Annotated in this window: 10 protein-coding genes; 3 read left to right on the top strand and 7 right to left on the bottom strand. The window is 54.6% G+C overall.

The window, feature by feature from the left end; genetic code table 11:
- Positions 1-6 precede the first annotated feature (6 nt).
- Positions 7-621: a phosphoribosylglycinamide formyltransferase gene (gene purN, locus ML541_RS14540; RefSeq protein WP_243373936.1), complete on the top strand. Its 615-nt coding sequence runs from the start codon at positions 7-9 to the stop codon at positions 619-621.
- A 14-nt stretch (positions 622-635) separates the two neighbouring features.
- Here purN and ML541_RS14535 read toward each other — a convergent pair whose 3' ends face one another.
- The 5 genes from ML541_RS14535 to ML541_RS14515 form a co-directional block, all read right to left on the bottom strand.
- Positions 636-1,079, bottom strand: a complete 444-nt coding sequence (locus tag ML541_RS14535) for a tetratricopeptide repeat protein (protein ID WP_243373934.1) — start codon at positions 1,077-1,079, stop codon at positions 636-638.
- Positions 1,080-1,176: 97 nt separating this feature from the next.
- Positions 1,177-1,470: an EscU/YscU/HrcU family type III secretion system export apparatus switch protein gene (locus ML541_RS14530; RefSeq protein ID WP_243373933.1), complete on the bottom strand. Its 294-nt coding sequence runs from the start codon at positions 1,468-1,470 to the stop codon at positions 1,177-1,179.
- A complete protein-coding gene (locus ML541_RS14525; RefSeq protein WP_243373932.1) occupies positions 1,451-2,500 on the bottom strand; it encodes a flagellar hook-length control protein FliK in 1,050 nt (349 codons plus the stop codon). Before ML541_RS14525 ends, ML541_RS14530 begins: the two co-directional genes overlap by 20 nt.
- On the bottom strand, positions 2,490-5,633 hold the full coding sequence (locus ML541_RS14520; protein ID WP_243373931.1) for an efflux RND transporter permease subunit: 3,144 nt from the start codon (positions 5,631-5,633) through the stop codon (positions 2,490-2,492). The genes ML541_RS14525 and ML541_RS14520 overlap by 11 nt, the downstream gene beginning before the upstream one ends.
- Positions 5,634-5,664: 31 nt before the next feature.
- Complete coding sequence (locus ML541_RS14515) at positions 5,665-6,846, bottom strand: efflux RND transporter periplasmic adaptor subunit (RefSeq protein WP_243373930.1); 1,182 nt, start codon at positions 6,844-6,846, stop codon at positions 5,665-5,667.
- A 316-nt stretch (positions 6,847-7,162) separates the two neighbouring features.
- On the opposite strand from ML541_RS14515, the gene ML541_RS14510 reads away from it, so the two are divergent.
- Positions 7,163-8,209, top strand: coding sequence for an HD domain-containing phosphohydrolase (locus tag ML541_RS14510; protein ID WP_243373929.1), 1,047 nt, complete (start codon positions 7,163-7,165; stop codon positions 8,207-8,209).
- Positions 8,210-8,254: 45 nt separating this feature from the next.
- Here ML541_RS14510 and ML541_RS14505 read toward each other — a convergent pair whose 3' ends face one another.
- Positions 8,255-9,706: a sigma-54 dependent transcriptional regulator gene (locus tag ML541_RS14505; protein WP_243373928.1), complete on the bottom strand. Its 1,452-nt coding sequence runs from the start codon at positions 9,704-9,706 to the stop codon at positions 8,255-8,257.
- Between the two features lie 239 nt (positions 9,707-9,945).
- Between ML541_RS14505 and ML541_RS14500 the strand changes: the two genes are divergently transcribed.
- Positions 9,946-10,773, top strand: a complete 828-nt coding sequence (locus ML541_RS14500) for a response regulator (protein ID WP_243373927.1) — start codon at positions 9,946-9,948, stop codon at positions 10,771-10,773.
- 47 nt (positions 10,774-10,820) lie between these two features.
- Here the strand turns inward: ML541_RS14500 and gltX are convergent, their stop codons facing one another.
- Positions 10,821-12,230 carry a glutamate--tRNA ligase gene (gene gltX / locus ML541_RS14495; protein ID WP_243373925.1) on the bottom strand — a complete coding sequence of 470 codons (1,410 nt, stop codon included), beginning with the start codon at positions 12,228-12,230 and terminating at the stop codon, positions 10,821-10,823.
- Positions 12,231-12,255: the final 25 nt, after the last annotated feature.

Below are 12,255 nucleotides of genomic sequence, written 5' to 3'. Positions count from 1 at the left end.
CCGACCATGGGCACACAGCTTAAGATAGGCGTACTGGTATCGGGAAGCGGCACCAATCTGCAGTCGATCATTGACCGTTGTGAAGATGGCTCCATCCCCGCTGCCATATCCTGCGTCATCAGCAACAACGAACAAGCCTTTGCACTGGAAAGGGCACGCAGCCACGGAATTCCTGCGATCTGCCTGAGACACACGGAGTTCAGCGGCAGAGCCGCTTACGATGCGGAGCTGGTCAGGGTATTACAGGCCCATGGCGTAGAGCTGGTGGTTCTGGCAGGATTCATGCGCATCATCACCCCCGGGTTTATCGAAGCATTCCCCAACGCCATAATGAACATCCATCCGGCCCTCTTACCAGCCTTCCCGGGTCTGCACGCCCAACGGCAGGCGCTGGATTATGGGGTAAAGGTGACCGGGTGCACCGTCCATTTTGTCGATGCCGGGACCGATACCGGGCCGATCATCATGCAGGCCACGGTTCCGGTGGAGCAGGAGGACACCGAGGAGACCCTGTCCGCCAGAATACGGATGGAAGAACATCGCATATTTCCAGAAGCAATACGGCTTTTTGCGGAACGGCGCCTGAAGATCGAAGGAAGAAAAGTCAATCGTCTCCTGTAATCTCCCCCCACCCCCTACCTCAGTCCCAGCTTGCCCAGCAACAGTCCGATGAACTTATTAATTGGATTATCCCTTCTCATAAAACGAATAACGGGCTTCTTGCGAGCACCAAGCCTTTCCAGCTGCTCCGATATCTCCGGGCATACCCCGCGGGCCAGGCCTTCCCTGAAAGCGAGGATGGCGTCCGGCTTGTTGCCCATCAACACGTAGATCCGGCCAAGGTTGAGATAATGGGCATGTTTGTCCGGCTCTTTCTCCATGGATTCCTTGCAGAGCGCTATCGCCTTTTTGTACTGTCCTCGCTCCTTTGCAAGACAGTAGGCCAGGTAGGAGAAGAAGCCTGGATTGTTCTCAAGCTGGCAGGCCTTTTCAAAAAGAACCAGGGCCGTCAGGGTATCGTCGCTCTTAAAAGCTGTCAGGCCCCGTGTAAAAATTTTCTCCGGTTCGGTGGAAGACATGGTCACCCCTCCTTGATTGCATGATGGAAGCCGCTCGGTAGCAGGCTCCATGGAAAAATCATCTGGTATACTACTTCTTACTGCCCATCCGGCTCTTTCATATCGTTTTCCCAGGAGCCCCCGCCTGCTGTTCCAGCTGATAAAGCCATGCAAGCAATTCAGCTACCGCCCGATACAGCTCCGGGGGGATAAAACAGTCCTGGTCCACCTTGAGCAGCAGGTTTACGAGCTCCGGCGATTCATGCACATAGACACCGTTTTCCCGGGCGAGGGCAATGATTGCTTCCGCAGTAATGCCGCATCCTTTGGTCACCACTCGCGGAGCGTAGTCCCCGGCGGGATTGTACGCCAGGGCCACCGCTTTTTTTAGCTCATTCTCCGCCTTTTTCATCGTTCACCACTATCCCGATCAAATCGATCCCCATGCCGTCTACCCGCTCTTGCAACAGGGAAGCACCCTGGCGCAGGATTGCCTCGGTCGATGCTTCATCTGTCCGCAGAGCAATATGCAGGCCTGTTGCCGAAAAATGCAGGGTCGCGGAAATTCCTCCAAGAACGGGCATCTGCAGTTTGATGGTGGTTTCCCATTCCCGCTCCAGCCGGTCGGAACCGCCGGCTTCACGTTCCTGTACCGCCAGCTCCACATTTTGCCCCGGCCATGCCTGGCCGCTCCAGAGGATCATGCCGGAGTTGAGGGCCGCCAGCTGGTCCTTGATGATGGGAAGTGCCTGGTGATCGGCAATAGGAGGGGCGGATGCTTTGGAATTCACTTTTTCTTCGGCAATCCCCTTCATCACATTACCGTGTGTTTCGAGGTTTTCGGGCAGCCCCCCTTCCCGATTCTGCACCTTCAGCCGCGGAGACAATTTCCCCTGGGGTTCCATCATGAGCTGATCAAGGGGACGTTCCCCCCTCGCCCACTCCGCTAGATGCGATTCATAGAAGAGACCGCTCGTGGACAGGGCCTCCTTCAGCCTAGTTGCAAAATACCCTGTATCGGTGGGGAGCCCATCCAGAATCTGCGCCGAGGAACCACTCTGATTGGCCCTGCCCGCTTCGCCAGCGGAACCGTTGACAAGCGAGCTGAGCCACTTGCCGGTAGTACTGATGGTCACTGGAAGCCGGCCGTTTTCGGGTCTTGCCAGTTCAAAAATGAAACGGGGCTCGGCACTGACAAAGGTCAGGTGCATGGTCTCCCCCGGCTGCACATTCAGGGGGAGTTCCATCTTGAAGAGTTCGCCGGCAATGCGCGCCAGAAAAAGATGGTTGGGAAGCTTTGCCATCACCTCGGCCTGGACCTGCTGCCCTGGTGTCAACTGCAGCTGCGAGGCCGACTGCTGCTCGGCTTCGATCTTCGGGATGTTCGAGGACCTTGCGAATAACTGGAGCAGCTGCCTCTGCGCTTCGTCGTTAATCAGCATTCCTGGCTCCTGTCAACTCACGTATGGTGGATCCCGGAGCCGATGCGCGTTTCACCACCCTATTGCGGAGAAACTGCTGAAAGCGGTCCATGTAATAATAGACGACCGGCGTGATAAAGAGGGTCAGAAGCTGCGATACCAGAAGCCCCCCGACAACCGCCAAACCCAAGGGCCGCCGGGATTCCGCCCCGGCACCGAAACCGAGGGCGATGGGAAGCGTCCCCATCAATGCCGCCATGGTGGTCATCATGATCGGCCGGAAACGCACAAGGCAACCCTGATATATGGCGTCCAGGGGGGGCAGGCCTTCGTTGCGCTGGGCATCCAGGGCGAAATCTATCATCATGATGGCGTTTTTCTTGACGATTCCCACCAGCATGATGATGCCGACAAAGGAATAAAGATTGAGGTCCTTGCCGAATATTAGCAGGGTGATCAGGGCTCCGAAGCCTGCTGATGGAAGGCCCGAAAGTATGGTCAGCGGGTGGATGTAACTCTCGTACAACACACCAAGCACGATGTAGATGACCAGAATGGCCATGACCAGCAGCAGCGCCAATCCTTTGGTGGATTTCTGATAAACTTGGGCCGTCCCCTGGAAACCGGTGGTTATGGATGCGGGCAATGATCTGGCTTCGTTTTCAACCGCTGCAACTGCATCACCCAAGGGAGTTCCCGGTTTGATATTGAATGAAATGGTTACCGAGGTTATCTGCCCCAGGTGATTGACCGACAGGGGACCGAGTCCGTTGGTGAGGGTCGCCAGGGAAGAAATTGGCACCAGCTGGCCGACATTGGATCTGACGTAGAGCATGGACAGGGCTGACGGGTCTGTCTGGTATTGGGGAGCCAGTTCCATGATGACGCGATACTGGTTGTTTGGCGTATAGATCGTCGACACCTGACGACTGCCGTAGGCAGAATAAAGGGCATCCTCGATACGTTCCGCCGTTACTCCTAGGGCTGCGGCCCGATCGCGATCGATATCCATGTTGATTTGCGGATTCTTGATTTGCAGGTCGCTCGTTACTTGCTGCAACAGGGGAAGCCCACGCAACTTTCCCTCAAAAGCGGCAGCATTTTCGTAAAGAGTTTCCTTGTCCGGAGACTGCAGTACAAACTGATATTGCAATTTGGATGAGCTGGCTTCAAGGCGGATCGGTGGAGGATTGTTCATGAACATGGTAATGCCGGGAATACTGGTCACTTTCGGTCGCAGCTTTTGAATGATTTCATCAGCGTTAAGCTTCCTCTGGTGCCGTGGCTTCAGCTTGATGAACATTGAACCGCTGTTGGACCCGACGCGGGAGCCGGTGGCTCCCACCGATGACATGAAGGCCTCGATATTGGGCTCCTTGAGTACCTCCCGAGCCAATTCCTGCTGGTGCCGTTTCATCTCCTCGAAAGATACGCCTTGGGCACCCTCTGTGGTGGCCTGAATCGCGCCTATGTCATCGGGGGGCAAGAGGCCCATGGGCATAGTCCAAAACAACCAGACCGTTATTCCCGTCATGATTACCGTTACGGCAACGGTCGTCCTCCGGTATTGGAGAACCCTCGACAACATCTGCCTGTACAGCTCAAGCATCTTCTCGAAAAATGCTTCCATGAGATAATAAAACTTGCCGTGCTCGATGTCGGCAGGCGGCTTAAGGAACCGACTGCACAGCATTGGGGTCAAGGAAAGGGAGACAAGGCCTGAGATAAGAATGGCCACGGTTATGGTAACCGCGAATTCGTGGAGCATGCGCCCCAGCATTCCAGACATGAACAGCACTGGGATAAAGACCGCCACCAGCGAGATAGTCATGGAAACGATGGTGAAACCGATCTCCTTTGAACCGCGCAACGCTGCCTGCCGCGGATTATCGCCATGCTCCATGTGACGGACGATGTTTTCAAGCATGACGATGGCATCATCCACAACGAATCCCACCGACAGTGTCAAGGCCATGAGTGTGATGTTGTTGACGGAAAAGCCGAAGGCGTACATTGCGGCAAAGGTGCCGATGATGGAAAGGGGTAATGCGAGGCTGGGAATAACCGTAGCGGACAAGTTGCGTAGAAAGAGGAAGATGACCATGATGACCAGGGCGATGGTCAGGAGCAGGGTGAATTTAACATCGGCAACCGATTCCCGGATAGTCTCCGTTCGGTCGAAGAGAATGTCCAGGTTTACGGAAGCAGGAATCTGACTGCGGAAACTGGGAATCTGTTTTTTAATGCTGTCCACCACTTCGATGGTGTTGGTGCCTGGCTGCCGCTGAATGGCCAGGACAATAGCCCGGGTGGATTTTCCCTTGGTGTTGTACCAGGCAGCGACCTTGTCGTTTTCCACACTGTTGGTAACGGTGGCGATGTCGGCAAGTCTGACGGGAGAATTGCCCCGGTAGGTGACAATTAGGCCTTTAAATGCTTCTGCGTCATACAACTGGCCGGAAGCTTGGATGGTAAAAGCCTGACGTTCTCCCTGCAAGCCGCCGGTAGGCAGATTTACGTTCCATTTATCCAGTGCCGCGGCAACTTCGTCCAGACCGATTTTCAATGAAGCCAAAGCATTGGGGTCCACCTGGACCCGCACCGCATATTTCTGCGAGCCGTTGACCTGAACCTGGGCAACGCCGCTGATCATGGATATGCGCGGTGCGATAATGGTATCGGCGTATTCGTTGACCGCGGAGAGCGGCAAGGTCTGTGAGCTCAGTGCCAGATAGAGCACCGCCTGATCCGCGGGGTTGACCTTCTGGAACGACGGCGGCGTGGTCATGTCACGGGGCAGCTGACGGGCGGCCTTGGATATTGCCGCCTGCACGTCCAGGGCGGCAGCGTCAATGTCCCTATCCAGATCGAATTTAAGGACGATGTTGGAAACGCCCTGGCCATTGGTGGAACTCATGGAGTCCAGGCCGGAGATGGTGGAAAACTGCCGTTCCAACGGTGTCGCCACGGCGCTGGCCATGGTCTCGGGACTTGCCCCCGAGAGATTTGCCGTGACCTGAATGGTTGGGTAGTCGATGCGGGGCAGGTCGTTGACCGGCAGGAGCCGGTAGGCAAACAGGCCGAAAACCATGACCGCCAGCATTACCAGCGATGTCATGACCGGTCGTTTTATGAAAAGTTCCGAAAGGTGCATTTACCGAATTCCGAAGTGCATGTGACGGTCGTTACCGCGATACTCCTGCGCCCCTTTGGTTGGCCGAGGCCTGGATAGTAACCGGTCCTTCTCTTTTTACTTCGATTCTTGTCCCCGGCGTCAGGTTCATGATGCCGTCCGTAACGACGACTTCACCGGGACGCAGCCCACGGTCGATGACAAGTCTGTTGTTATCCATGATGCTGGTTACGACGGGCCGCTGTTCAATCCTTTTATCGGTGCCGACGACAAAGACGAACTGCCCCTGCTGGGCGTTCTGGACTGCTGCGGCAGGAGCCAGCACGGCATTCTGCCTGGAACCCAGAATCAGCGAAACGTTAACGAACTGCCCGGGCCACAGCCGCCGGTCCCCATTGTGGAAGGTGCCTTTGAGACGAATGGTGCCGGTAGCCGTGTCTACCGAATTGTCCAGAAAGCTGACCACGCCCTGCTCGCCCTCCTTCGGGTCGTTGGGCACCCTGGCCTGGACGACCATCCTACCCTCCGCCGCCTTGGGTTTGATGACGGCAAGCTGTCTCTCGGGAACGGTGAAACTTACATAGATGGGAGAAATTTGATTGATGGTCACCAGTGCAGCGGTATCGTTAGCTTTGACCAAAGCCCCCACATTTATCTGGAAACTCCCGGTACGGCCAGAGATGGGTGAGCGGATATAGCAATATGATAGCTGTATTCTGGCGTTATCTACTGCCGCCCGGTCTGCAGCCACCGTTGCCAAAAAGGCCTCTGAATTGGCCTTGAGTTGATCGTACTGTTCCAGGGTGACGATTCCATCCTGAAGAAGGCCCGCGTAGCGCCGCGCCTGTTCCGCAGCGTTCTTTGACTGGGCCAGGTCCCGCGCCAGGTTTGCCTCGGCCTGTTTCAATGCGGCATTGAATGGACGGGGATCGATGGTAAAAAGCAGGTCGCCCTTCCGCACATCCTGCCCTTCGCGAAAATGGACCTGAGCAATGACCCCATTGACCTGGGTTTTGACCGGAACGCTGTTAAAGGCTTCCACAGTGCCGATGGCATTGACCGTTACCGGTACGGTTTTCTGCTCGACAGCAGCGACGGCAACAGGTACCGGCGGCCTTCCCTTGGGCTTTTCCTTTTTACTTGAACAGCCGGCCAGCAGGAGATAAGGCAAAAGCAGCACGAAGACGATTTGAATACACGGGGAATAGCCCGGTTTAAAGAAAGATGCAACCACCCAGATCCTCCGACGATGATAGTCATCTGCTTTTAGCATATTTATCGGATTTGTTAAACAAGTTCTCCTTATCTGAGGCATTCTTCCTGTGCAGGAAATCCAATCCGCAGCAAAGCATGAACCGGCATGAATCGGCAAAAGCTCATCATTGTTGCTGTCATGGCAAACAATTTCCTAAATATATTCCGGTTCTGTCCCGATAAGAGCTGTGATCGTCTCCTTTCATAGCCAAGCCATTTGCCAATAGAATGCTGGTGGATAAAATAAACGAATCGCTCGCTAATCATACCGCTAAAACCGAACTAGGAGTCAAGAGATGAAAGAGCACATACTCATTGCCGATGATGAGGAGATGATCAGGGACCTTCTCAGTGCCACCCTGGGGAAAGAGGGGTATCACTGCCATCAGGCGAGCAATGCCGATGAAGGACTGGCCATGCTGGAAAGCGAGCCCATAGAAATTGCTTTTCTCGATATCATGATGCCCGGGCGCTCCGGGGTCGAGCTGCTCAAGGACGCCAGGAGCAAAAAACCCGACATCAGCGTCCTGATGATAACGGCGTTGAATGACATGGATACGGCTCTGTCCTGCATCCATCTGGGCGCCGAGGATTACATCACCAAACCCTTCAATCTGGACCGGGTTCTGCTGACAGTGCGGAATATCTCGGAAAAACGTCGCCTGATAAAGGACAACAGGGAATATCAGACAAATCTGGAATTAAAGGTCCGCGAACAGACAGAGGTCATTCGGGAAGCCATGGGAGAAGTAAACCTCGCCTATGAGCATACCTTGACCGCCCTCATTCGGGCACTGGATGCACGGGAAAAAGAGGTCGGCTCACATTCTGAACGTGTCATGACCTATACCGTGCTCATGGCGCAAAGACTCGGCATCGACAAAGAGGATTCCACTGCCATGGCAAAGGGAGCCCTCCTCCATGACATAGGCAAGATCGGCATTTCCGACAACATACTGCTTAAACCGGGTAAGCTGAGCGACGAAGAGTGGCAACTGATGAGGCGCCACCCCCAGGTGGGCTACGACATCCTCAAGGGAATCAGGTACTTCAAGGGTGCGGCCGAGCTGGTACTGTGTCACCATGAACGTTTTGACGGCAATGGTTATCCCCATGCCCTCAAAGGCAAGGACATTCCCATAAGCGCCAGGATTTTCGCGCTGATCGACACCCTCGATGCCATGACATCGGATCGGCCATACCGGAAGGCACTTCCCTTCCAGGCAGTCATCGATGAAGTCGTCAGATGCAGAGGTTACCAGTTCGATCCTGAACTGGTGGACGTCTTCCTTGGAATCGGTAAAGGGGAATGGGAAACTGCGGCAGGGAAAATGTTCGCATAGACCCTGAAGCCACGGCAGATACCGTCGGCTCAGGAATAACGGCAACTACTCGTTCAAGCCGATCTTGTACCGCTCCAGACGATCGCGAAGGGTATTTCTACTGATGCCGAGCAGCTTGGCTGCAAAGACCTGGTTGTTGTTGCTCTTCTCCATGGCCATATGAATGAGCGCTTTTTCAAGTCCCATGTTGACACTCTCGTAAATGGTTCCCTTGTTTTTCAGACAGATGCCGTCGAAAACCGGCTCCAGCATCTTCCAGAAGACCTCGTAATAATCATCCCCGGCGCTATCCAGATCCACTTCCTTGAATCCGGCTTTGGCAGTTAAAAACGACTCCAGGTCTTCCGGCATGAGCACGTCGCTTTTGCAGAAGACGGTCGCCGAGTTGATGACGTTCTTCAGCTCCCGAATGTTACCCTCCCAAGGATGCTTCTGCAGCAGATCCATCGTCTCCGGAGCAATCCGCCTGATGGTCTTGCCGTATTTGCGGGAAAACTTCTTGACAAACAGATCTATAAGAAGGGGAATGTCCTCTGTCCGGTCTTTGAGGGGGGGAAGGAAAAAATTGACCACCCGCAAGCGGTAGAAGAGATCCATCCTGAAAGTCTTTTCTTTGACTGAAGTGACGAGGCTCCGATTGGTGGCGGCAATGATCCGCACATCCACCCGTATGGTTTCGTTCCCCCCTACCCGCTCGAACTCCTGGCTTTCCAGCACCCGCAACAGTTTACCCTGGTTGGCAAGGCTCATCTCTCCTATCTCGTCAAGGAAGATGGTGCCGCCGTTGCATTGCTCGAACTTGCCGATCCTCCTGGCATGGGCATCGGTGAATGCTCCTTTTTCGTGACCGAAGAGCTCGGATTCAAGCAGTGCTTCGGGAAGTGCCGCGCAGTTGACGGCCAGAAAGGAGCGGTTTTTGCGCCGTGAATTGTTGTAAATGGCGCGGGCGAGGAGTTCCTTGCCCGTACCGCTCTCCCCCTGGATGAGGACGGTGGCGTCGGAATCGGCAACCTTCCCCACCATCTTCCAGATCTCGATCATCTCCGCGGAGGAGCCGATCATGATGTCATCGGCGTCTTCTTCCATCCCCAGCTGGTGCGTATCTTTGGTATACCGCACCTTCCTGTTGAGCAGGTTGCATTCCAGCGCCTTTTGCACAGAAGATCGGAGCTTTGCGTTGTCGAAAGGTTTTGTAACATAATCGTACGCGCCAAATTTCATGGCTTCTATGGCGTTCTGTGTGGTTTTCTGACCGGTAGTCATAATAATTGACAGTCCCGGGTCAATTTTTTTTGCCTCATGCAGCACCTGAAACCCGGACTTGCCAGGCATGTTGATGTCGATGATGGCCACATTTGGGCGTTCCGTCAATATCAATTTAAGAGCGGTTTCGCTCTCGTTTTCCAGCATGACCTCCATCTCTTCGCTCTGAAAAACGGCCTTCAGCATCCGGAGAATATCAGGGTCGTCGTCGAGGATCAGCAGCTTTGCAAACATGGGCAGGATTCTCCTTTTCTTGGGATACGTATCGGCTGCAAAATGCACTCCTTTAGCAGGCTTTGAAAAACTATTGCTGGTTCATTGAAAATAGACGTCAATAATGGCACATAGAAAAAAGCCGCCTTAAGCAAAGGCGGCTAAAAGGGGCCTTTTTTTCATTTTATAGTGTATAATCCCATGGCAATGCCCATAGAACAGGTGAGGCAGGCAAATCAAACAGCGGATGGACGGGAGCTATGAAAAAACAGTTGGGTGACCTTTTGGTAGAAGCGGGAATCATTACAAATACCACTCTGGAACGGGCCCTACAGCGGCAAAAAGGTACCGGGAAGCGGCTCGGGACCGTCCTTGAGGAAATGGGAGTGGTCACCGGCGATGAACTGGTTACAGCCGTTGCCGCACAATTCGCCATGAAGACGGTGAAAAACATCGCATCTTTCAGCTATCCTCAGGAGCTACTGGACCTGGTCCCGGAAGACATGGCTCTGCAGAAACTCGTGTTTCCTCTGAAGCTGAAAGACGGAATGCTGGCCATTGCCATCACCGACCCCTTCGATACTGACACCTTGGAGTATCTTGGGAAGAAAACCGGCTGTAAAACCATACCGGTTCTGGCCACCCCCGAAGATATCATGGCTGCAGTGAAAAAATTCTATCTGAAAGGGGTGGAAAAATCGGAAAGGACCTTGATCCTGGTGGTGGATGATTCAAAACCAGTGGCGACCATCATCCAGGTGGCACTGGAGAAGGAAGGGTACGACGTGGTTGTCGGCAGCGACGGGGTGGAAGGCCTGAAACTGGCCATTCACCACAAGCCCACGCTCATCATCTGCGATTCCGTCATGCCCCGCATGGATGGCTTCGCCTTCATACGTTCCCTCAGGGCCAATGCCGATACCGTCGATATTCCCGTTATCCTGCTGACTTCGAAGGCCTCTCCCGAGGAGGAACATGCAGCCTTGAAGTCGGGTTTTCTCGACTTCATCGCCAAGCCGGTCATGCCCATGCGGGTCGTTTCCCGCGTAGAAAGGGCAATGCATCTACTCAAGCAGATAAAAAAATAGGCTGCCTTCCTTTCGGCGGCAGCCTAAGCAACAGGAGACCGGGGGCATTAACCCTTCTTTTCCACGAAAGCAGCCGCCCGCTCCAGCCTCAGGCAGGTTTCCTCTTTCCCCAGGACAGCCATTACTTCATAAATACCTGGTGCGGCAGTACCTCCGCAAAGTGCAATGCGGGCCGGCTGGGCCACTTGCCCCAACTTCAGGCCTTTCTCCTCGCAGATCCCCTTGAAGATGGACTCGATGCCGTCATGGTCGAATGAAGCCAGTGAAGAGAGCTTTTCTATGAGCAGACGGTATAGGGAGGGAGTATCAGCAGTTAAAAACTTATCCACCGCTTTTTCTTCGTAGGCAAAATCCCGCTGGTAATAGAATACCGCCCCTTCGGCCATTTCCACAAGGGTTCTGGCCCGCTCCTGCAGGGTTTTCACCACCTGGACCAGGTCCGGGCCGGTGCCCGCATCAATTCCTTTCTCTGCCATAAACGGTTTCAGCAGTTCGGAAAGACGGACAGCGTCGCCAGTCTTTATGTAATGGGCATTGAGCCAGAGCAGCTTGTCCGGGTTAAAAACCCCGGCGGACCTCCCCACCTGCTCAATATTGAACTTCTCGATCAGGTCTTCCTTGCTGAAGATTTCCTCGTCGCCATGGCTCCAGCCCAGCCGCACCAGATAATTCACCAGGGCCTCAGGAAGGAATCCCATATCGCGGTAGGCCATGACGCTGGTGGCACCGTGGCGCTTGGAGAGCCGCGTCTTGTCGGCGCCGAGGATCATCGGCACGTGGGCGAAAGCAGGAACCGAATAGCCGAGTGCCTCATAGAGAAGGATCTGCCGCGGGGTGTTGTTCACATGATCGTCCCCCCTGATGACCGTCGTAATCCCCATGGTTGCATCATCGATGACGACGACAAAATTATAGGTGGGGGTACCGTCGCTCCTCTGGATGATGAGATCGTCCAGCTCATCGTTATTGAAGGAGATTCTCCCCTTGATGAGATCGTCAAAGGCAGTAACACCTTCCTGGGGTGCCCTGAAACGCACCACGTAGGGCCTGTCGTCGGCAGCACCGGCGGACAGATTGCGGCAGGTGCCGTCGTACTTCGGTTTCCGCCCTTCCTTCAGGGCCGCTTCCCGTTTCGCCTCCAGTTCTTCGGCAGAGCAGTAACATTTGTAGGCCTTGCCCGAATCGAGCAATTTCTGGACGAACTCCTTGTACACGGTGAAGCGATCCGACTGGTAGAAGGGGCCTTCGTCCCAGTCCAGCCCAAGCCACTCCATCCCCTGGAGGATAGCATCCACCGATTCCTGGGTCGAACGGACCACGTCCGTGTCCTCGATGCGGAGAATGAATGTCCCCTTCTGCTTCCTGGCCAGAAGCCAGTTAAAAAGAGCGGTCCTCGCTCCACCGACATGGAGGTAGCCGGTCGGGCTGGGAGCGAAACGGAGACGAACGTGTGACATGGTGGAACTCCTTCCGGGAAAATTA

Source organism: Geotalea sp. SG265, from assembly GCF_022808985.1.
In the GTDB taxonomy this organism is placed as follows: domain Bacteria; phylum Desulfobacterota; class Desulfuromonadia; order Geobacterales; family Geobacteraceae; genus Geotalea.
The sequence above is the reverse complement of the archived record's forward strand: the minus strand, read 5'-3'. Positions and strand labels throughout refer to the sequence as shown.